Annotated in this window: 15 protein-coding genes; 2 read left to right on the forward strand and 13 right to left on the reverse strand. The window is 65.7% G+C overall.

All coding sequences use genetic code 11. The features are described from left to right. The first annotated feature begins 19 nt into the window (after positions 1 to 19). Positions 20 to 1,729: a lactate permease LctP family transporter gene (locus tag QQS38_RS09685; protein ID WP_479645154.1), complete on the forward strand. Its 1,710-nt coding sequence runs from the start codon at positions 20 to 22 to the stop codon at positions 1,727 to 1,729. Here QQS38_RS09685 and QQS38_RS09690 read toward each other — a convergent pair. Further along, a complete protein-coding gene (locus QQS38_RS09690; RefSeq protein WP_479645155.1) occupies positions 1,722 to 2,846 on the reverse strand; it encodes a zinc-binding dehydrogenase in 1,125 nt (374 codons plus the stop codon). The genes QQS38_RS09685 and QQS38_RS09690 overlap by 8 nt on opposite strands. 107 nt (positions 2,847 to 2,953) lie before the next feature. Here QQS38_RS09690 and QQS38_RS09695 point away from each other — a divergent pair, with 107 nt between their 5' ends. After that, positions 2,954 to 3,865, forward strand: a complete 912-nt coding sequence (locus QQS38_RS09695) for a LysR family transcriptional regulator (RefSeq protein ID WP_479645156.1) — start codon at positions 2,954 to 2,956, stop codon at positions 3,863 to 3,865. 81 nt (positions 3,866 to 3,946) lie between these two features. Here the strand turns inward: QQS38_RS09695 and QQS38_RS09700 are convergent, their stop codons facing one another. From QQS38_RS09700 to QQS38_RS09755, 12 genes are all read right to left on the reverse strand, one after another. Continuing rightward, a complete protein-coding gene (locus QQS38_RS09700; RefSeq protein ID WP_479645157.1) occupies positions 3,947 to 4,441 on the reverse strand; it encodes a hypothetical protein in 495 nt (164 codons plus the stop codon). Positions 4,442 to 4,461: 20 nt separating this feature from the next. After that, positions 4,462 to 4,737 (reverse strand): hypothetical protein, encoded by a 276-nt coding sequence (locus QQS38_RS09705; RefSeq protein ID WP_479645158.1) that lies wholly within the window; start codon positions 4,735 to 4,737, stop codon positions 4,462 to 4,464. A gap of 149 nt (positions 4,738 to 4,886) precedes the next feature. Further along, the gene (locus QQS38_RS09710; RefSeq protein ID WP_479645159.1) at positions 4,887 to 6,998 is read right to left on the reverse strand and encodes an efflux RND transporter periplasmic adaptor subunit; all 2,112 of its coding nucleotides are present in this window, start codon (positions 6,996 to 6,998) and stop codon (positions 4,887 to 4,889) included. Between the two features lie 39 nt (positions 6,999 to 7,037). Continuing rightward, a complete protein-coding gene (locus tag QQS38_RS09715; RefSeq protein WP_479645160.1) occupies positions 7,038 to 8,516 on the reverse strand; it encodes an efflux RND transporter periplasmic adaptor subunit in 1,479 nt (492 codons plus the stop codon). Positions 8,517 to 8,530: 14 nt separating this feature from the next. After that, complete coding sequence (locus QQS38_RS09720; RefSeq protein ID WP_479645161.1) at positions 8,531 to 9,382, reverse strand: efflux RND transporter periplasmic adaptor subunit; 852 nt, start codon at positions 9,380 to 9,382, stop codon at positions 8,531 to 8,533. Beyond that, positions 9,379 to 10,926, reverse strand: a complete 1,548-nt coding sequence (locus tag QQS38_RS09725) for a TolC family protein (RefSeq protein WP_479645162.1) — start codon at positions 10,924 to 10,926, stop codon at positions 9,379 to 9,381. The genes QQS38_RS09720 and QQS38_RS09725 overlap by 4 nt, the downstream gene beginning before the upstream one ends. Before the next feature lie 68 nt (positions 10,927 to 10,994). After that, the gene (locus QQS38_RS09730) at positions 10,995 to 18,176 is read right to left on the reverse strand and encodes a DUF4347 domain-containing protein (protein ID WP_479645163.1); all 7,182 of its coding nucleotides are present in this window, start codon (positions 18,174 to 18,176) and stop codon (positions 10,995 to 10,997) included. A 50-nt stretch (positions 18,177 to 18,226) separates the two neighbouring features. Next, a complete protein-coding gene (locus QQS38_RS09735; protein ID WP_479645164.1) occupies positions 18,227 to 18,844 on the reverse strand; it encodes a phage tail protein in 618 nt (205 codons plus the stop codon). Positions 18,845 to 18,876: 32 nt separating this feature from the next. Beyond that, on the reverse strand, positions 18,877 to 19,218 hold the full coding sequence (locus QQS38_RS09740; RefSeq protein WP_479645165.1) for a DUF6916 family protein: 342 nt from the start codon (positions 19,216 to 19,218) through the stop codon (positions 18,877 to 18,879). Positions 19,219 to 19,351: 133 nt separating this feature from the next. Continuing rightward, positions 19,352 to 19,930, reverse strand: coding sequence for a GNAT family N-acetyltransferase (locus QQS38_RS09745; protein ID WP_479645166.1), 579 nt, complete (start codon positions 19,928 to 19,930; stop codon positions 19,352 to 19,354). A 293-nt stretch (positions 19,931 to 20,223) separates the two neighbouring features. Next, entirely contained in the window at positions 20,224 to 20,757 is a 534-nt protein-coding gene (locus QQS38_RS09750; RefSeq protein WP_479645167.1) for a phasin family protein, read from the reverse strand. 49 nt (positions 20,758 to 20,806) lie between these two features. Beyond that, a complete protein-coding gene (locus tag QQS38_RS09755) occupies positions 20,807 to 21,304 on the reverse strand; it encodes a YciE/YciF ferroxidase family protein (RefSeq protein WP_479645373.1) in 498 nt (165 codons plus the stop codon). Positions 21,305 to 21,396 lie beyond the last annotated feature (92 nt).

Consider the following 21,396-nt stretch of genomic DNA (forward strand, 5'->3'; position numbering starts at 1 on the left):
ATCTTCGGAGGAGACCGACATGCAGGCTTGGAGTCAAACGTATATGCCGCTCGGCAGCTTAGGGCTATCCGCCCTCGCGGCCGGCATCCCCGTCGTGTTTTATTTCGTCGCGCTGGCAGGGTTCAAGCTCAAGGGGCACGTCGCGGCCGCGATTACCCTAGCGCTTTCGCTCGCGGTGGCGATCGCCGCTTATCACATGCCGGCCACGCAAGCTTTCGCCGCCGCGGGCTACGGCTTTGCCTACGGCATATGGCCGATCGCCTGGATCATCGTGACGGCCGTGTTCCTTTATAAGATCGTCGTGAAAGCCGGGCAATTCGAAATCATTCGCGCCTCGGTCCTGTCGATCACCGACGATCGCCGCTTGCAGATGCTGTTGGTCGGGTTTTCCTTCGGCGCGTTTCTCGAAGGCGCCGCGGGCTTCGGCGCACCCGTGGCCATCACGGCCGCATTGCTCGTTGGCCTGGGCTTCAATCCGCTCTACGCCGCGGGCCTGTGCCTCATGGCCAATACCGCGCCCGTCGCCTTCGGTGCGATGGGCATCCCCATCATCGTCGCCGGTCAAGTGACGGGCCTCGATCCGTTCCACATCGGCGCGATGGCGGGCCGGCAGTTGCCGCTGCTCTCGCTGTTCGTGCCGTTCTGGCTCGTGTTCGTCATGGACGGCCTGCGCGGCGTCAAACAAACGTGGCCCGCAGCGCTCGTCGCCGGCGGCAGCTTCGCCGTCACGCAGTACTTCACGTCCAATCACATCGGACCGGAGCTGCCCGACATCACCTCGGCGCTCGTGAGCCTCGTCTCGCTCACGGCCTTCCTCAAAGTCTGGCAGCCGCGCGCGGCGTCGCAAGCAGCCGTGGGCGCCACGGGCGGCGGCGCGGCCGCCCTCACCGGCTTCGGCGCAGGCGGCAACGGCGCACAGATCGCGGCCCGCAGCCGCCAGCCCTCGCCCTATACCGCCGCGCAGACGCTACGCGCGTGGATGCCGTTCGTACTCCTAACGATCATCGTTACGATCTGGAGCTTGCCTGCGTTCAAAGCGCTGTTCGCGGCGCACGGCGCGCTGGCCGGTACGGTCTTCTCGGTGCACGTTCCGGGGCTCGATCGGCTGGTGCTCAAAACCGCGCCGATCGTCGCCGCGCCGAAGGCTTACGATGCCGTCTTCAAACTCGACCTCGTCTCGGCAGTCGGCACGGCCATTCTGCTCACGGCACTGATCTCGGCCGCACTGCTTCGCGTCAAGCCGCGCGAGGCCGCCGCCACGCTCGCGGAAACGATCGGCGAGCTGCGCCGCCCCGTGTTGTCGATCGGCCTCGTGCTCGCTTTCGCTTTCGTCGAAAACTACTCGGGCATGTCCTCCACCCTCGCCCTGTTGCTCGCGGGCACCGGCGCGGCGTTCCCGTTCTTCTCGCCGCTGCTCGGGTGGCTGGGGGTGTTTTTGACCGGCTCGGACACTTCGTCGAACGCGCTGTTCTGCTCGCTGCAACATACGACCGCCCATCAGATCGGCGTGTCCGACACGTTGCTCGTCGCGGCGAACACGACAGGCGGCGTAACCGGCAAGATGATCTCGCCGCAATCGATCGCCGTGGCGTGCGCCGCAACGGGCCTCGCGGGGCAGGAGGCGTCGCTGTTTCGCTTCACTCTGCGGCACAGCCTGTTCTTCGCGCTCATCGTGTGCGTGATGACGGTGGTTCAGGCCTATTGGCTGACGGGGATGCTCGTCAACTGACGGCCTGCGCCGCGGGGCGCGCCGGCGGGGCGCCCCAGGCGCGCTCGTCTTCGGCCTCGACGACCGTGCATTGCAGGCCCTGCGCCTCGCCGGCACGATCGATCGCGGCTTCCAGTTGAGCGAACGGGTAGCCCGTCACGTCAACCGCATCGAGCGAGAGCTGCCCTGAAGCCACGAGCGAAACCAGCGCCAAATAATCGGCCCGCGTGTACATGAAGTTGCCGATCAGCTCCCAGTTGTTGAGCAGCATCTCGCCGTAGGGAATCGGCAGTTCCACCTGCATGCTGCCCATCAGCACGAGCCGGCCGTTGCGGCGCAAGCTGCGCAGCGCGGCGAGCGTCGCACCGGCATCGGACGCGTGGCCGACCATGTCGAAGGCGAGATCCACCCCGCCGCCCGCGGCTTCGCGAATCGCGGCGACGTCGCGCGCGCCATCGCCCGTGAGCACGACAGGGCGCACGCGCCCCGCGCCCAATTCGACGAGCTTGGTCAGCGCTTGCGCACGGCGGCCCAGCGCGATGACGCGGCCCGCGCCGAGCGCCAGCGCGGCCAGTACTGCGGCCGAGCCGAAGTAACCCGTGGCGCCGTTGACGGCCACCGTTTCACCTGCGCTCAAGCGCCCGCGCCGCAAACCGCCGAATGGGACCGAGAACTTGCCGAGCGCCGCGAGGCGCGAAGACGGCACCGCATCGAGCCCATCCAAGGCGATGACCGTCGAAGCGGGGAACTCGGCCAATTCTCGCAGCGTGCCGTGGCGATAGTCCTCGAGTAGCGATGCGCTCCCGGCACTGATCCCTGTCAGCCCGATCAGCACTTGCTCGGGCTCCGCAACGGTTTCGTCGGCGCGCCAATAGGGATTGACGGCCACGCGCTGGCCAGCGCGAAAACCGAATACACCCTCTCCCACCGCTTCGATGCAGCCGACGCCGTTCGTTCCCGGGGAAAACGGCCCGGGCGGAAAGGCATACGGCAGCTTGCCCTCTACGTATGCGCGGGTGTAACTGAGCAGCGGCACGGCTTGCATGCGCAGCAGCACGGCGCCGCGCCGCGGTTGCGGCGTAGGCTCTTCGCGCAGCGCCAAGGGCTTGCCAGGTTGGTCGAGCATCCAGGCCTTCATCGTCGGTTCCTCCGGTGTGGTCGAGTAGGGAAATGAAATCGGACGATTGAACTCTAGGCCTCGGCTAGGTATTCTTGAAATCAATTCTAAAGATTCGACCCATAAACGTGATTGATCTAAAGGGCGTCGACCTAAACCTGCTCGTTTCGCTCGATGCGCTGCTCGAGGAATCGAATGTGACCCGCGCGGCCGCGCGGCTGCATCTGACGCAGCCCGCCGTCTCGACCCAGTTGGCCCGGTTGCGGCAGCTATTCGGCGATCCGCTGCTGATTCCTTCCCCGAGCGGTCGCGGTATGACGCGCAGCGCGCGTGGGACCGAGTTGATGGCGCCGCTCAAGGCTGCGCTCGCGCAAGTCGAAGCGGTCGTGCGCGGGCAGGCGTCGTTCGATCCGTTCGTCGATACGCGCCGGTTCGTCATCGCCGGAAGCGATCAAGCCGTAGCCGTGCTCGGGTTTCGTTTGATGCAGTCGTGGCCCACGCAGGCTGGGCCGAACGCACAACTCGCGTTCGTCGCGGCGGAGTCGGCCGTGAGCATCGACCGGCTCGAGCGTGGAGAGATCGATGTCTTGATCGGCTCCGAGCGAATGGTTCCGGCGTGGGCGAAGGCGCGCAAGCTCTACGACGAGCGCTTCGTCTGCGTGCAGCGCAAGGGGCACCCGCGTGGCGTCGCACCGCTCGACCTCGATACGTACTGCTCGCTCGAGCATGTGCTCGTGTCGACGAGCGGCGGGAGTTTCTTCGGGTTCATGGACGAGCATTTGCAAGCGCTGGGTCGAGCGCGCCGCGTCGTCCTCTCGGTGCAGCATTTCACCGTCGTGCCGGAATTGCTCGCACTGACCGATTACGTCTCCACCTTGCCCATGCGCCTGGCCACACGCTATCGCGACGCGCTCGACGTGTTCGAGTTGCCATTCGAGGCGCGCGGCTTTTCGATGTTCGCCGCGTGGCATCCGCGCAGCCATTTGGACCCGGCCAGCGTGTGGCTGCGCGATCTCCTCGCGCAAGTGGCGCAATCGTAGAGTAGGCCGAGACCGCATGAAAACTTCCGATGGCGGAACGCCTCCCTTGCCACCACCGCAATCCGCCGTCGTCTCCCTGCACTAGCGTCCTTCACGGCGAAGCAGCGCAACGGCGGCCAATCCTACCGCGATGCCGACGTACACGCCCGCCATCGATCGCGGCCCCAGATGCGCCTCGAAACCCGGCGCCAAGCGTTTGGGCACGAAGTGATAATCCACGCAGTAAGCGGTGGCAGCAGTCGCAGCCGCCGCCGCGATGACGCGCGTGGGGTGAGCTCGCGGTGCGCGCGGCACGATGCGCTCGAACAGCAACGCCCAAAAGATGGCGGCCGCCTGATGAATGCCTAGGCCCAGCACGGTATGGCGCACGCTGAACCCGCGTTCGCGCACGGCTCGCTCGGGCCAGATGTAATGCGTGACGGCGTTCATGGGTGCACAGGCGGTACCCCCTTCTTTGCGCGCACCGTAAGCGGCAGCGCCTGCCGCGCCTAGGCCCGCGACGGTACCCGATGCGCACGCGCGGCGCACGAACGGCACATTGAATGCGTAGGTCGCGCCACTCAGCAGTCTTGTCATTGTTCTCATCGCCGCCTCGACTAATTGGACCCGCGCGACCGGTCTCGCTCGCTTTGCGTCCCCGGCGGGGTCCCAGGTTCGGTATCCGGGTCGGTGCTGGGCGCGCCCCCTTCGACGGGACCCGCCACCGGGCCGGCGTCGGAGCTTGCGCCGGGCGCCTGCCGCATGTCGCCGTCCACCGGTATGTTTTCCGTATGGCCGGGCACAGGCTCGGGTTCCACGTGTACGCGCCCGACGCTTGCATCGGCTTGCTGGGCGCGCTCGGTTTTGCCTTCACGTTGCTCACGGTTCGGCATGGGGCCTCCAAAAAAAATCCGCATCCGAACCCAGAAGCATCAATCGTGCCGTCGCCGGCCGCCCCCCGCTTGACCGCACGCCGAATCGACCGGTGACACCCGGCGTGACCGGACCGCGCGCGAGGCGGCGCACGGTTCGAGCCTTCGCCCTACGCGCCCCCCTCTCGCCGAAGCACCGATGCGAGGTGCTCGAGCCCACGCCACGCGAAGCTTTGCCGCGCACCGCCGATCGTCGCGGTACCGTCGATCTCGCGCGGCCACGCCGCGTTGGCCGGGCAATCGCCGATGCGCACGCGGTAGAGCGCCGCGAGCGGCACGAGCTGATGCGTGCCGCTCTGCTGCTGCACGGGCAGCGGCCCGCCATAGACGCTCGCGAGCGAGGGGGCGTCGAGCGTGGCCACGTTCACGCGATCGACCGCCATGACGCGGCAATGCACCGAACCGAGTTCGGGCACCGATGCGACGAAATCCACGGGATCGCCCGCCGCCACGCGTGCGGCGTCGTCTTCGCCGATGAACGCTTCGCCCTTCACGCCGATCGGCCCGACGACGTCGAACACGTGCTCGCCGCGCGGCAGCCAGGCGCCCTGCGCAAGCGCGTCATCGGTTTGCACGACGCCGTCGAAGGGGGCGCGCAGCGTCAGTTGCGCCACTTGCGCGGTGAGTCCGGCCTCGGTCTCGCGCGCCGCTTCCCAGCGACGCCGCAGCGCCACCCCTTGTTCGAGCAAGCGCTCGTCGAATGGCTGTTGCTCGACCTGCCAGCCGAGCAGCGCCTCATCGGCCTGCGCCGCTTGCAACCGGTGCGTGAGATCGGGCGAAGCCAGCACGGCGAGGACATCGCCCGCGCGAACGCGCTGTCCGTCGCGTGCGATTGGCGCCTGCTCCGTCACAAAGCCCGCCTCGGGCGCATAAAGCCCTTGCGCACGCAACGGCCCGAGCACCGCGGGTGCGCTGACGCCGCCGTGCCAGGGCAGCACGAAAAAGCCGAGCAGCAGGGCGCCGATGACCGCGGTGCGCCGCGTCTCGCGACGCCAAGGCAGATCGGAGCGGCGACGCCAGCATGCGCCGATTTCGCGCGCGATCGGGCGCACGATGAACCAGCCGAACTCCACGAAAAACAGCATCAAGCCGAGCGCCTTGAAAAATGCGTGGTAGACGACGAGCGCGATCGAGAAGAACACGACGAGCCGATAGAGCCAAGTCGCGAACGAAAACGCGATCAGAAAGCGGCGGCGCTTGGGCGCGCAGGGTTCAGGCTGCGGATCTCCGAAGCCGAACAGCCGCTCGCGCAGCCACCACCGGCCGAACGCGAACGCCCGGTCGTGCAGGTTCGGCATGTCGAGCCAGTCCGACAACAGGAAGTAGCCGTCGAAGCGCATGAACGGGCTCGCGTTGATCGTCAACGTGCCGATCCAGGTGGTCGTCGCGAGCAGAAATGCGCCCGCGCGCAACGGTCCATCGGGCAGCACGCTCCACGCAAGCGTCGCCAAAGCGGCCAACGCGAGCTCTGCGAGCATGCCGGCCGCGCCGATGCGCAGGCGCTGCGCGCGCCCCGGCACCTTCCAGGCCTCGGTCGTATCGGTATAGAGCACCGGCACCATCACGAGCAGCGCGATGCCCATCGTCGGCACGCGGCAGCCGTAGCGGTGCGCCGTGAACGCGTGCCCGAACTCGTGCAATAGCTTCGCGCAGCCGATGGCCGCCCCAATCGCGACGAGTCCCCGCAAGTCGGCGTAGCCATGGAAGGTATGGATGAACTCATCCCAGCGCTGCGACACGAGCACGAGGCCGGTCAGGGCCATCACCGTCACCGCGGTCCAAAACGCCGGCTGGTAGGCAATCTCGGCGTAGCCCGCGAAGCGTCCCAAGAACGGCATCGGGCGCCAAAGCGGCACGCGGATCATCAAGTAGTGCTTGAGCAGCCACATCGCGTGCGAGAGCTTGTGCGCCGCTGCCGCGTTCGCGAGCCGCCCCGTATCGGCCGGGTTCGCCGCAACGAGCAAATGCTGATGCTGCAGCATCCGCGCAAGCGCCTCGAAGTCGTCCAGCGTCAGTCGAAGCGTGGTCTCCGCGTTGACCGATGCAACGATCGCCTCGGGGTCGTCGAGCGACCAGCGCGAGAGCATCTCGAACGCCGGCCAGCCGATCTGGAAGAAGCGATTGCCCGCGGGATCGTGGAGCGTCCACGTCGGCGCGCCGTCGGGCGTCGGCGCGCCGGACGTCAGGCTCAGTTCTTGGCGCAGAGAGGGAAGGCGTGACATCGATGCGTCGCGTCAGTGATAGCGAAGGCCGCGCACGGCCTACCAGCCGAGCCACTGCCGCGCGCTCGCCAGCGGGCGGCGCAGCAGATAGTAGGCAAGCGGCACCCAGCGGCCGTGAATGCGCGCGGTGCCCATCACGCCAAGGGGCGGTCTGACGTTGCCGGTGAACGTGGCCTTCACGCGATAGGCGACGACGCCCTCGGTCGTCGGCTCGGCACGATAGGCCACGGTATCGATGCGCGCATCGTACGAAGCGAGCGGCGAGCTTTTCGGGAAGAGCGTGACGTTCGCGCCCGGCACGACGTCGACGTTGTCGGCGACAGGCACATAGGCCGTCAATTCGACGCGAGCCGGATCGGCGAGCAACATCACCTTTTCGCCGATCGACACCGCTTTGCCGTTCCAATCGTTCGGATCGGAGAAGACGGCCACGCCGGCACGCGGCGCGTTCACGTTCACGCGCGCGAGTTCGCGCGCCGTGTAGTCGAGTTCGACCGCGCTTTGATCGAGCTTGCCCTTGCGCAGCGCCATGTCGAGCCGGTCCTTGTCGTCCGTGACGGCGAGCTGCGCGGTCTGTCGATATTCCTCCTGCGCCGTCGCGTAGTTCTTGTTGGCAAGCGCGTAACGCGAGGCAAGCGCGGTGGCGTCGAGCGCGAACAGCGGCGTGCCCGCTTCCACGCGCTGGTTGGGCTGCGCCAACAAGCGGTCGATGACGCCGTCGAGCGGCGCGCGCACGACGAACGGGTCCTTCGGCGTAACCTCGGCCGGCGCGAGCACCGTCAACGGCACGGGCAGGACGAGCGCGCAGGTGGCTGCCACGAGCACGCGGCGCCGCTGCTTGCCGGCACGCAGCGCGAGCTTGGCGCGTTCCGCCCATGACGCACGAGGAGAAAACGCCGCGAGCGCATGGGACCAGACTCGCGCGAGTTCCGCGAGCAGCGCTTCGTCCACGGGCGTCCATGGCTGCTCACGCGCGAACACCACCCCGCCGAACGAGCGGCCCGTCCGATCGACGAGCGGTACCCATAGCGCGTGCGCCGGCCACCAGGCGTCCCATTCGGCTGCGAGCGGATCAGGCAGGTCGTGGGCGGCGAACGCATGAGGCCAAGCGGATGCCGCAGGGCCGGCGTTCTGCGCCGGTGGGTTCTGCGCCGATGCTTTCGGCCCCGCTGCATTGGCGGCCGCTTCGCCCGGACTTGCCGCCTGCGCGGCCTGCGCTCCGGCCGTTCCATTCGAAGCAGCACGCTCACGACGTTCGAGCGCGCGGCATACTTCTCCGAGCCACTGCACGTAGGGCGCGCCCGGGTCGCTCTGCGGCAAGCCCGAGACGGCCGCGACGGCGCCGGGCACGTGCACGGGCGCGCGCCACCATGCCGCCTGGCGGTAGGGCGCGAGCGCAAGCGTTTCGTTGACGATGACGAAGCCGAGCGTCTCCTCGCTCGACGCTTCGCGTGCACGCGCGGACAATTGCCAGAGCAAGGCGAGCGCGCTCGCCTCGATCCGCAGCGGGGCGTTCATGATGCGGCTACCGTCTAGCGACCGGGGGCGGTGAAGCGCGCCCAGCCGCTCATGCCCGGCAACAACTCGGGCGTGTGGGCGGCCAGCGCGGCCGTCACGTCGACGGTCTGCGTCACGGGGTCGACCCGCGCCCCGATGCGCGCGACCGTGGCGGGATAGCGCTTGCCGACTTCATCGACGTCCACCGTCAGCGCGTGCCCGGGCTTGAGCCAGGCGAGCCACTTCGACGGCACGATCATCTTCAGTTCCAGACGGCCCGTGTCGACGATCGTCAGCAGCGGTTTGCCGGGCTCGGCGAACTGCTGCGCCGAGGCGCTGCGTTTGACCACGCGCCCGTCGAACGGCGCGGCGATACCGCACTTTCGCACCGTCGCCTGCATATAAGCGACTTCGGCCGCGCTCGCTTTCGCCTTCGCCTCGGCTTGCTGCACCTCGATCTCGCCGATCGAATGCAGTTGCGAGAGGCGATCGTTGACACGTCTTAGCTGCACGGCCGCATCGGCTTCCGCCTGGGCCTTGTGCAACTGCGCGGCATACAGCGAGCAATCGAGCGAGACGAGCGTCTGCCCGGCGCGAAACGCATCGCCGTCGCGAAACGGCATCGAGGCGATCTTCGCGCTGATTTCACTCGATATGTCGACTTGATCGCGCGCGACGAGCTGAACGCGAATCCGGCCGTCTTCGTCGGCATGCGCGGCCGAAGACACGCCGGGCACAGCCGTAGCCATCGACGCATTCGGCGCCGCCGGCAACGCATGCGGCGCCACGGCCTGATGCCCCGCTGCCTGCACGCCGCCGGCTAACGAGCTGCAAACCACTACCATCAGGGCCGTACCGCGCCGCCCTGCCCTGCACCATCGATTCATTGCGTTTTTGCTCCGTCCGCGCGGCCGAATTGGGCCCAACGCGCTTGCTCCGTGCCGATCGACTGCTCGATCGATTTCAAATCTCCCTTGCCGGCATCCGCGGGCAGCGGGTCGAGCCCGAGCGTCGCCAACATCTGACCGTAAGCGCTTTCGAGTTCACCGTAACTTTGATACAGGCGCAACTCCGACATCATTGCCGAAGTTGCCGCGCGAATCTCTTCGAGCTTGCCTTGCGCGTTCGCCATGGTGGCGTTGTGCGTGTGCTGCAGGATCTGGCCGTCCACATCGTTGATCTGCTTGAATAGATCGAACTGGCGCTGCTTGGCGCTCAACTCGGCGCGCGCGACGTGCACTTGCGTGAGCACGGCCATCGACAGCGCGAGCTGCTGTGCATGAGCGACGTCGCGCTGCGCGTCCGCCATACCGCGGATGTTCTTCGCATTGAGCAGGTTCAAGAGATTCCAGCTCACGTTGATGCCCGCCGCACGCCATGCGTGATAGGCGAGGAAGCTGTTGCTATCGTAGTGCGTGCCCAACTGGAATTCGATGCCGGGCAGCAGCTTGGCGATCGCCTTGTGCGTCTCGTTGATGCTGATCCGCTCGTTGTAGCTCGCTTCGACGAGTTCGGGCCGGCGCTCGAGCGCCGTCTCTTCCATGCGGTCCATCGGCATGTCGAACTGCGGCACCGTAAAGTCCTCGGGCGGCGCGAGCGTGATGTCGGTCCCGGGTGCGACGTTCATGAGCGAGGCGAGCCGCGGCTTGGCCTCGTCGAGCAGGTCGCGCACGGCTTCGAGCTGGCGCATGATGTCGAGCAGCGCGTGCTGATAGGCCAGCGTATCGAGCGGCGAGCGCAGCCCCTCCTGCTGCGATTTGCGCGAATCCTCGAGCGCTTGGCGGGCCTGCGCGAGCAGCGGGCCGACCCGCTTCTCGAGGCGTTGCGCGCCCACCGCTTGCCAGTATGCTTCGCGCACTTGCTGCATCATCAACTGCACGACCTTGCGCCGGCGCTGCTCGACGACGAGCACCCGATCGGCCTGTTCCTTGGCCTCGAAGTAGCTTACGCCGAAGTCGAGCACGTTCCACGAGAACGTGAGATCGGCCGTGCGATCGTTCTGATCGGTCGAATACGACGGCTCCAACGACACCTGATGCGTCTGCAGCGAGATGGACTCCGACGCGAGCGGATGGTCCCGATGCGTATAGCCGGCCGCGGCCGTCAAGCGCGGCAGCATGTCGAAATTCGCCACATCGAGTTGCTTTTGCGCGAGCGCCTCTTCCATCATCTTCAGACGATGATCGAGGTTGTAGCGAATCGCGCGCGCCATGGCTTCTTCGAGCGTGACGGGGCCGCTGAGCGGCGGTTGATCCGCGAACATCGCCGTGCGATCGGCTCGTGCGCTTTGTGCGCGCTCGGCATCGGTGAACGGCGTCGGCTTGATCGCGCAGCCCGACAGCCACAATGCCGCCACCGAGAGGGCGATCAGCGACGGACGCAATGCACGCTTGGAATGCGGCTCGCGCGCGGCGTTTGCCGCAAGCGCCATGGGAGGCGCGGGCATTGTTTCGGCAACAGAGGGTTGTAGTCTCATTGGTGTTGAAGGATGACGGAGATTCATACGCGGCGCGCAGCGCCGCCCGGATTCGATACGTGCAACGCCGCGCGCGCCTTGGCGAACTGTTGATCGAGCGAAGGCTTGCCGACCGGGTGCGCCGCGCGCGCGACGGACGGCTCCGCGAGCGCCGCATGCCCCGGCGCCTTCGGATGGGCGACGCCGCGTGCAGCGCCATGCGAGCCGCCGTGCTTCTCGTGCGGCGCCAGCACGAGTTCGCGACGCGTTTCATGCCCGGACGCATCGCGCGTTCGAACGACGATATGCACGTCCTCGACGCCCGGCGGCAGCTTGCCGCGCAAGACGCCGTTCGCTGCGTCGTAGTGGATCCAGCCCGGCAGCGTGTGGCCGTTGGCGAGTTGGACGGTGACGTCGGAGCCGCCGTGCATCGCCTCCGAAGGCGGCAGCAATGTCGCCACGCTGATGGAGAACGGATCGTTCGGCGCCATCTCGAACGAAACGTCGGGCAATGCGAGCGGCGCGTCGATGGGCAGCACGGCGATCGACGCGTTGAGCGCCGTCATATCCGTGCGCGACACCGACGTACGATCCAACGAATAGGTATGCGCCGGGGCGCTCGGATCGGTAAACGTCATGGTCGAAACGACAGGCACCGAGCCGATCGGCAGCGGCTGAGCGAACTCCTCGAGCACGTCGGGCGGCGCCGTATTGTCGTCACCCGTGAACAACGACGAATGCGTCTGCGCGGGCGCGACGATGATCGGCGGCGGCGGCGAAGGCACGATCGGCGGGAATGCCGGCGCGTTGGTGATCGCGATCGTGCTGGACGCGGCGGCGCTCGTCTTCACGCCGTCGTTCACCGTGAACGTCACCGTGCGGCTACTGCCCGCGTTGAGCGCTGCGTTCGCGTAGGTGACCGACTGCAGCGCGGCGGTCCATTGCGCGATCGTGGCCGTGCCGCCGGCCGAGGTCAAAGTCAACACGCCGGTCGCGGCGTCGTAGTTGGCCGTGATGTTGCCCGTCGCCGCGCTGCTCGCGAATGCGAGCCTATCGTTGGCTGCATCGAAACCTGTGCCGATCGACACTTGGGCCGATGCGAGCGTGGCGTTGTCCCGGTCGCCGATCGTCAGTTGCGGAGCCACTGCCACCGGGGTCGAGCCGTTGCCGCGCGCCGTGAACGACACGCTGCCCGACGTCGTAACGATCGGCGTTTGATCGGTATCGGCCACGGTCACGCTGCGCGTTTGCGCGTCGCTCGTCGTGCCGTTGCCGTCGGTCACCGTGAAGCTGACCGTGCGCGTCGCGTTATCGGGAGTGATGGCCGTATCGGTATAAGTCACGGAAGCCAACGCGGCCTGCCACTGCGCGAGCGTGGCCGCACCGCCGGCCGAGCTCAGCGTCATCACGCCGGTGTTGGCGTCGTAGCTCGCAGCGATGTTGCTCATCGTCGCACCGTCGTTCTTGAACGCGAGCACGTCTTCGCCGGCATGGAAGCCGCCCGTGATCGCTACCGTCGCCGACGTCGCCGCGGTACTGCTGATGTCGGTCAGCGTCAAACCCGGGGAAACGACGACCGGCGTCGACGCCACGTTGTCGCCCGCGACGAACGAGGCCGCACCCGCCTCGGTGCCGACGTGCGGCCGATCCAGCACGGCCACCGTAGCGCTCGCCGCCGCGCTCGTCTTGACGCCGTCGTTGGTCGTGAATGAAATCGTGCGATTGCCGAAGTGCGTGCCGTTGCTCGAGAACGTCACGGCCGAGAGCGCGCTCGCCCATTGAGCATCCGTGGCCGTGGCGCCAGCCGAAGACAAGGTCAGCACGCCTGTTGCCCCGTCGTAGGTCGCGGCGATGTTGCCGAACGTCGCGGCACTGCCGTTCGTGAACGCGAGCACGTCCTCGCCGGTGTGGAAGTTGCCCGTGATCGCGACGGTCGCCGAGGACTGCGTGGGGTTGTCGAGATCGGTGACCCCCACGCCCGGATTGACGGTCGTCGCCGACGTGCCCGCCACATGGTTCGTCGTGCCGCCCGTCGTCGTCACGATCGGCGTTTGATCGGTGCGCGTCACCGTTACCGTGCGCGTTGCCGTATTGCTCGTGAACGCGCCCGTATCGACGGCCGCGAAGCTGATCGTGCGCGTCGCCGTGTTCGGTAGGGGCGCGGTATCGGTGTACGTCACCGCTTCCAGCGCCGCTTGCCACTGTGCCAGCGTAGCCGTCGCGCCGGCCGAGGTCAGCGTGAGCACCCCCGTCCCCGCGTTGTACGAAGCGGCGATGTCGCCATACGTGGCCGCGCTCGTATTGTTGAACGCCAGCACGTCCTCGCCGCTATGGAAGTTGCCCGTGATTGCCACGGTAGCGGAGGCCAGCGTCGGCGATGTCCCATCGGTTAGCGTCAACCCCGAATCGATCGCCACCGGCGTAGACGCCGTGTTATCGGCTTGCACGAAAGCGGCCGAACCGGCATCCGTGGTGATCGCCGGCGGGCCGAGCACCGCCACCGTGTCGGTAGCTCCTGCGCTCGTCTTCGTGCCGTCGCTGGTTGCGAACGATATCGTGCGATTGCCCGGCGTGGCGCTAGCACTCGCCGAGAACGTGACTGCAGACAATGCGCTCGCCCACTGCGCGTCGGTGGCCGTCGCGCCCGAAGACGTCAGCGTCAACACGCCCGTCGCGGAGTTGAACGAACTCACGATATTGCCGAACGTCGTCGAATTCGTATTGACGAACGTGAGCGTGTCGCCACTGTGGAAGCCGCCCGTTACCGATACCGTCGCCGCCGATTGCGTCGTATTGTCGAGATCGCTCACCGTGATGCCGCCGTCGATCGTGACGGCAGAGGTGCCGCCGACGTAGTTCGTCGTGCCGCCCGTCGTCGTGACGATCGGCGTTTGATCGGTGTCGGTCACCGTCACGGTGCGCGTGGCCGTATTGCTCGTGACGCTCGCCGTATCGACGACGGAGAAGCTGATCGTGCGCGTCGCAGCATTCGGCGTCACCGCCGTGTCCGTGTACGTCACCGCATCGAGCGCAGCCTGCCATTGGGCGAGCGTCGCCGTATTGCCCGAGGACGAAAGCGTCAACACGCCCGTCGCCGAGTTGTACGCAGCGGCGATGTTGCCGTACGTCGTCGAATTCGTGTTTGCGAAGCCAAGGACGTCTTCGCCCGAATGGAAGTTGCCCGTGATCGCAACCGTCGCCGACGACAACGTTGAGGCCGCGCCATCGGTCACGGTCAGCCCGGAATCGATCGCGACGGGTGTCGATGCCGTGTTGTCGCCGGCTATGAACGAGGCCGAACCCAAATCGGTCGTGATCGTCGGCGGGCCGAGCACCGCCACCGTGTCGGTAGCTCCTGCGCTCGCCTTCGTGCCGTCGCTGGTTGCGAACGATATCGTGCGGTTGCCCGGCGTGGCGCTCGAACCGGAGGAAAAGGTCACGGCCGACAATGCGCTCGCCCACTGCGCGTCGGTGGCCGTCGCGCCCGAGGACGTCAGCGTCAACACGCCCGTCGCGGAGTTGAACGAACTCACGATATTGCCGAACGTCGTCGAATTCGTATTGACGAACGTGAGCGTGTCGCCACTGTGGAAGCCGCCCGTTACCGATACCGTCGCCGCCGATTGCGTCGTATTGTCGAGATCGCTCACCGTGATGCCACCGTCGATCGTGACGGCAGAGGTGCCGCCGACGTAGTTCGTCGTGCCGCTCGTCGTCGTGACGATCGGCGTTTGATCGGTGTCGGTCACCGTCACGGTGCGCGTGGCCGTGGCGCTCGTATTACCGGCGCCATCGACGGTCGAGAAACTCACCGTGCGTGTGGGAGTAGCTGGTGTAACGAGCGTATCGGTATACGTGACCGCGCGCAGCGCGCTTTGCCATTGCGCCAGCGTCGCCGTCGCGCCCGCCGACGTGAGCGTCAGCACTCCAGTCGCCGCGTTGTACGACGCCGCAATGTTGCCCATCGTCGAGCCGTCGTTCGTGAACCCGAGGACGTCCTCCGTTGGATGGAAACCGCTCGTGATCGCCACCGTCGTCGACGCGAGCGTCGTGGCGCTACCGTCGGTCACGGTCAAGCCCGGATCGATCGCGACCGGCGTCGATGCGGTATTGTCTGCCGCGACGAATGCCGCCGAGCCCGCATCGGTCGTGATGACGGGCGGCGCGGTCATGTTGACCGTATCGTTCGCGAAGGCGCTGTTCTTTGAACCGTCGTTGGTGGCGAACGAAATCGTGCGGCTGCCGTAGGTCGTACTCGTGCTCGAGAAAGTCACGGCGCTCAAGGCCGTGGCCCACTGAGCGTCGGTCGCGGTGGAACCTATCGATGTCAGCAGCAACACACCGGAGCTCCCGTCGTACGAGGCGGCGATGTTGCCCATCGTCGAACCGTTGTTGGTGAAGCTCAATACGTCGCCGCTGTGAAAGCCCGCGCCGATCGACACGGTCGCGGCCGACTGCGTCGCATTATCGAGGTCGCTCACCGACACGCCGGTATCGATGACTACCCCCCCCGATGCGCCAACATAACTCGTCGTGCCGCCCGTCGTCGTCACGATCGGCGTTTGATCGATATCGGTCACCGTCACCGTGCGCGTCGCCGCATTGCTCGTGTTGCTCGCGCTATCGACGACGGTGAAACTCACCGTGCGTGTCGCATTGTTCGGCGTAACCGCCGTGTCGGTGTAAGTCACCGAATCGAGCGCGCTCTGCCATTGCGCGAGCGTCGCCGTCGCACCCGCCGACGTCAGCGTCAACACGCCCGTCGCCGCGTTGTACGAACCCGAGACGTTGCCCATCGTCGAGCCGTTGTTGGTGAACGCGAGCACGTCCTCACCGCTATGGAAGTTGCCCGTGATGGCCACCGTCGCCGAACCGAGCGTCGTGGCGGCAGTGTCGCTCACCGTCAAGCCGGAATCGATCGCCACCGGCGTCGATGCCGTGTTGTCGCCGGCCACGAACGCGGCCGAGCCCGAATCGGTCGTCACTTGCACCGGGTTCACGACATTGATCGTATCGGTCGCCGCGGTGCTCGTCTTCGTGCCGTCGCTCGTCGCGAACGAAATCGTGCGACTGCCGTACGTCGTGCTCGTGCTCGAGAACTTCACGGCTTTCAGCGCGTCGGCCCACTGCGCATCGGACGCCGTCGCACCCGCCGAGGTCAGCGTCAACACACCCGTCGCCGCGTTGTATGAGGCCGAGACGTTGCCCATCGTCGCGCCATCGTTCGTGAAGCTCAGCGTGTCGCCGCTATGGAAGCCGCCCGAAACCGACACCGTTCCCGACGATTGTGTCGTATTGTCGAGATCGCTGACCGTGATACCGCCGTCGATGGTGATAGCGGACGCCCCACCGCTGAAGCTCGTTGTGCCCCCCGTCGTCGTCACAATCGGCGTTTGATCGGTTCCCGTGACGGTCACGCTTTTCGTGACCGCATTGCTGGACGATTGGTAGGCGTCGCTCGTCAGTTGGAAGCTGACCGTACGCGTGCTAGTGGTCGGCGTTACAGCCGTATCGGTATAGGTCACCGCGCGAAACGCGTTCTGCCATTGCGCAATCGTGGCCGTGCCGCTCGCCGAAGTGAGCGTCAGGATACCGGAGCCGGCAGAGTACGAAGCGCTGATGTCGCCGTACGTCGCGGCACTCGTATTCGTGAACGCCAACACGTCCTGGCCGCTCGAAAAGTTCCCCGTGATGCTGACCGTTCCCTGCTTCGCAGTCGTTGTATCGCCGTCGGTCAACGTGATACCACTGTCGACCGCGACCGGCGTGGAGGTGGCGTTATCCGCTTCGACGAAGGACGTGCTGCCGCCGGAAGCCGTCAAGGCCGGTGGTGAAGAAAGGTCGACATACGTAAAGTTGTTGAGCGTCGGCGTGAGAAACGCCGAATCCGTCTCGCGCAATCTCAGGCTCGTGACGCCTGCGAAAGCAGCGTTGCCCGACAAATTGACGTGAAACACCGAGCTGCCGCCATTCGCCGACGTATCGAGCGTGAGCGTGCCTACCACGACTCCGGAGGAATTCAGCGCCTCGACCGCGACTACCGACGGCGCATTGATGTCGATATCGAAGCTCTGCACGGCCATCTTGTCGCCGTTTTGCAGCGACATGGTCATCGATGTCAGCGAAGTGCCTTGCACGTTGCCGAACAACACCCCATCGCTGGGGCCTGTACTGAGCGGCGGAGGGCCGAACTGGTTGACGGTCGTGGTGTCGACGGCAAATTCCGCAGCCTGGTCCAACGTGTAGTGAATGCCGTCCAGGTCGAACGATGTGACGCCCGCCGCACCGCCGGCCGTGTCAAAGCCGACCAGTCCATCGTATGTTTCATCGGTGACGGCCAATAGTCCGGCATATTGCTGCTCGGCAGCCTGCGAAAAAATCACCGACGTACGGACCGCGCCGGCGTCGTACTCGAGCGCCCAGTCGCCGCCGAGCGCGGCCGCCCCGGTGGCATCGGTCGATGCCGCCACGTTCAATCCCGAGATCGAGGCAATCTGCTGCACGAGCGCCTTGCCGTCGGCGTTTTGGGCGACATCGCAGCCGTAAATCAAGAAGTCGCCGCCCGGCCGCATCGCCGCGCCGATCTGCGCCAGTTCCGCGCTATACGTCGCGATATCGCCTTGGTTGAGCCAGGTGCCGCCGATCTGCACGTTGCCGTCGGAACCGTGCGAAACGAGATGGATCGCGCTGACACCCGGGTGCTGCTGCAGATACTGCTCGATTTGCGCGAGGCCATCCTTCGTCGAATCGAGGATCACATATTGCGTGCCCTGCGGCAGGCCCGCGACGAGTGTCTGGTAGCCGGTGACGTTCGAATTGATGAAGACGACCTGTTTGTCCGCCGACTGGGCCACCGCATCGGTGAAACCGTGCACCGCCCGCATCGTCGACGAAGCAGCCGTGGTGTCGCCCGCAGCCGGCGTCATATACCCATGACGAGGCGTCGCGTCCGACAGGTTCGACGTGCGCGCTGCCGTCGCGCTCTGCGCCTGGGCAGCCGGGGACGCCCCCTCTTGCGCAAGGCTCGCCGGATGGCCATCGACATTCGCGTGATGCTGCGCGACCACCGCCGCCGCACCGATGGACGCAGCCGATGCGTCATAGACGATGCGCGGCTCGAGCGCAACGAGCAGCGGCGCGGGAAGCGCTGCGCGTTCCCTGCGTGCGTGGGTGGCAGGCGAGCGCATGGCGCCGAGAAGTTTGGAGAGGCCGGCGGCGAGTTTCATCGCTTCACATCCTTAAAGGCGTGCCGCTCGCGCGGCACGCACTCATTTCATTACGAGCGCGACGGGAAAACCCCTTGCAGCGCAATACAGAAATTGACACCCAGATACGGATTACGCGTCTCAACGGGAATATTGTTCCCGACAAGGCTGTTGGTAATCGTCGGCGCCGTGGTCTGCAGCGTCACACTGAAAGGCTTGAGCGTCGTGGCGTGGTCGGTTGCGGTGCTGTACAGACCAAGGGGGCGCCCGCCGGAGCTGACCGGTCCCAGCACGGCGGTGGGGCCGGGCACGCCGCCGTCGCCCGTCGTGTCGGTCGATGTCGTTGCGGGTAGCGCGATGTTGCCCGTCGCAGTGCCAGGCCCTTGCGTCGCCACGTGCGTATGCTGCGGCATGTTCGCCGTCGTCAGCGTGACGCTCTCCGTGCCGCCTTGCTCGCCGATGTCGATGGTCGAGAGCCCGAGCCCCTGCCCGATGCCCACAGGCGTGCGGCTCTGCAGGTTCGGCAGTTGGTAGTTCGACGTGCCGTTACCGCCGTAGAACGTGCCGAGCAGCGCGAACAAAGCCTGGTTCTGCGAGATCGGCATCAGTTGTCCCTGACACTGCGCCCAGCCAGTGGGAGCAAAGTTGAACCCCATCATGCGGATTTCGCCCAAAAACGGATCACTCATCACACGCCTCCTGTCGAAAAAGAGAAAAGCGCCTATTTCGCGTCCGGCGAGCCGGCCGCTTTGTCCAGCTCATCGGTATGCGTATGCACGACGACAGTGAGCGTCGATCGGCCGTCCTCGGTCGGTCGCGTCGGCGTCGCGAGCAGATCCCAGGTTCGGCCGGTCGGCGAACCGATGCGATAAACGTCCTGAGGCAGCGCAACGCCTGCGGGCAGCTCAAAGGTCGCTGCGTAGCAGACGAAACTGTCGCTCATGGCAACGCCCGCGGGCGCATGCGAGAGCACGGCGTCGACGGTTTGCCCGTCGGCCAAGGCGAAGGTGAATCGTTGCCCGAGCGCGTCGAGCATTTCTTCGTGGGTTGGGATCGACAGCAAGCAAGCCCCGCTCGTTGTTCATTGTGTGTGGTCGATGCTGCCGACCATGGTCTCTATCGTTACCGCCTTATCGGAACGACCCGCGCACCGGCGAATCGCATCTACGCTCGCGCATCGCTGCGCGTCGCTCATGCTAGTTCCTCGATACGAGCCCTTCGATCGATATACCGCTTTCATGCTCGAAGGCCGCCGCGGGACGGCGCATCTTCAGATACACGCCGTTCTCTCCGACCGATTCAAACCCGAGCCGGCGATAAAGCCCTTGCACCGGATTATTCATTTCGACGTAGAGCACGATCGGCATCGCTCGGGCTGCCGCGCGCGCGACGAACGCATGCAAAAGCTGCGTGCCAATCCCGGCGCCACGATATACCGGCAACAGTGCGATGTCGATCAGGCGCGCCTCATTGCCGTGCCAGTCGTGATACAGCCGGCCAATCGCCGCCTCCCCCAACATAATCACGTCGAATCGGCCATGGGGGTAATGCTGCCGGTAATAGGCGTCCTGCATCGCAAACTGTTCTGCCAGCAGCGCCGATATGCGCTCGCCATTCCATTCGAGTTGCGCAAACTCATGCACGCGCGTGCTTTCGAAAACCTCCAGTAAAAAGGCCCGATCGCTTTCACATGCACCGCGAAGCCGGACGGCACCGCCCGCACCCTCGACGCGAGCACGCCGCTCCTCGACAGCAGGGCTGGATCCGTTGGCCATTTGAAATCTCCAGTCCTCGCAAAAGGAGGGGCCAATCGATTAATCCATGTCGATCGGCTTATGAAAAGCTTGTAATCGCCCCGTGGATATTAGTCTAGACAATGTGCACTAGCAACTGAGCCTACGGACCGTTGCCTCCGTACATACCCGAATCGACTTTCCCGTCGTCTGGCCGTTGAGCGCGACCGGCGACGCTAGGCGGTCGCCGCACAGAAACCACGGTCTCGGTCCGGCACGAGAAACGGCGGCCCCTAGGGCCGCCGCTGGATTACCATCGCGTGAACGTTTCTCTTTTATTGCTTCACCGACGAAACGACATTCCCGGAGCTGTCGACAATATCGACCGAGCGTTTCTTACCGCCCGTCCTCGGCATTTCCGCCGAATCGGAGCCTGTCGAAACCGGCAAGTTCGCTTCCGGAGAGGTCAACACGAGCGGTGAACCCGCTCGCGCCCGTCCCGCATCCGCGAGCGCAGTGCTCCACCATTGTGTGCATTCGGTGAAGCCCTCCCAACCGGCCCCGGCATTGTTCGCCGCCGTCTCGACAGCAATTGCATTGACGTGCTGCCAATAGGCGAGCGTCTTCTTCAAGCCGGCTTGCGCCTGCGCCACGGGCAACGTCGAGAGCCAGTCGAACGAGCGCGAATCGACCGCTTCCAGCGCAATGCCGTGTTGCTCGGCCAGCGTCGTCTTCATCGTTTGCAGATTGAGGCGCGCGAGCCGCTCGAAGCCGTCGAACGTTTGATTGGCGATGTCGGCCAGCGAAGTGAAGGCCGCTCGCCCGGCATGACCGGCCTCGACGGGGTAGCCCATTGCAGGTGAGCTCATCGTTTTGACTCCATCGGAAGGTGAAACGAATTGGGATCGAAGCGCCGCACTACTTTCTCGCCGCTTCGGGATTGCCGACTTTTTCAGCAAACTCGCTGAGCTTCTTATCGGTTGCCTTCTCTTCTTCGAGCGTTTCCTTGAGCAGCGTCACGGCCTCGGGCTTACCGAGCTGCTTGGCGAGCGCGCACAGCGTTCCGTACGACGCGATCTCGTAGTGCTCGACCTTCTGCGCCGCGCCGATCAACCCTGCATCGAGCACGGAACCTTTCTCGATTTCGTCGATGAGCTCGGCGCCTTCCTCGATCAGCCCCTCCATCGCCGCGCACTTCATTCTCTTCAGACGAAGCCCGCATTTCTCGACCACTTGATCGATGCGCTCGATCTGGCCATGCGTCTCTTGCAGGTGGGTCTCGAACGCTTGCGACAGTTGCTCGTTGGTCGCCGCGCGGGCGAGTTTGCCGAGCGCCTTGGTCAACTGTTTCTCTGCGCTGTAGATATCGGACAGCGAATGAATGAAAAGATCCTCGAGTGTCTTGCGTGCCATGATGCGAGTCCTCTATGTCAAGCGTGAGTCCTCTTCGCGCCGGCGCCGGTGAAACAGTGCGTAGCCGAGGGCCGGAGCGAAGTCCTGCCGCACTA

Source organism: Trinickia sp. Z7 (assembly GCF_056498045.1).

Coding starts and splice junctions, on each gene's coding strand:
- QQS38_RS09685 (WP_479645154.1), top strand. CDS start 20: ATGCAGGCTTGGAGTCAAACGTATATGCCGCTCGGCAGCTTAGGGCTA.
- QQS38_RS09690 (WP_479645155.1), bottom strand. CDS start 2,846: ATGAAGGCCTGGATGCTCGACCAACCTGGCAAGCCCTTGGCGCTGCGC.
- QQS38_RS09700 (WP_479645157.1), bottom strand. CDS start 4,441: ATGACAAGACTGCTGAGTGGCGCGACCTACGCATTCAATGTGCCGTTC.
- QQS38_RS09705 (WP_479645158.1), bottom strand. CDS start 4,737: ATGCCGAACCGTGAGCAACGTGAAGGCAAAACCGAGCGCGCCCAGCAA.
- QQS38_RS09710 (WP_479645159.1), bottom strand. CDS start 6,998: ATGTCACGCCTTCCCTCTCTGCGCCAAGAACTGAGCCTGACGTCCGGC.
- QQS38_RS09715 (WP_479645160.1), bottom strand. CDS start 8,516: ATGAACGCCCCGCTGCGGATCGAGGCGAGCGCGCTCGCCTTGCTCTGG.
- QQS38_RS09720 (WP_479645161.1), bottom strand. CDS start 9,382: ATGAATCGATGGTGCAGGGCAGGGCGGCGCGGTACGGCCCTGATGGTA.
- QQS38_RS09725 (WP_479645162.1), bottom strand. CDS start 10,926: ATGGCGCTTGCGGCAAACGCCGCGCGCGAGCCGCATTCCAAGCGTGCA.
- QQS38_RS09730 (WP_479645163.1), bottom strand. CDS start 18,176: ATGAAACTCGCCGCCGGCCTCTCCAAACTTCTCGGCGCCATGCGCTCG.
- QQS38_RS09735 (WP_479645164.1), bottom strand. CDS start 18,844: ATGAGTGATCCGTTTTTGGGCGAAATCCGCATGATGGGGTTCAACTTT.
- QQS38_RS09745 (WP_479645166.1), bottom strand. CDS start 19,930: ATGGCCAACGGATCCAGCCCTGCTGTCGAGGAGCGGCGTGCTCGCGTC.
- QQS38_RS09750 (WP_479645167.1), bottom strand. CDS start 20,757: ATGAGCTCACCTGCAATGGGCTACCCCGTCGAGGCCGGTCATGCCGGG.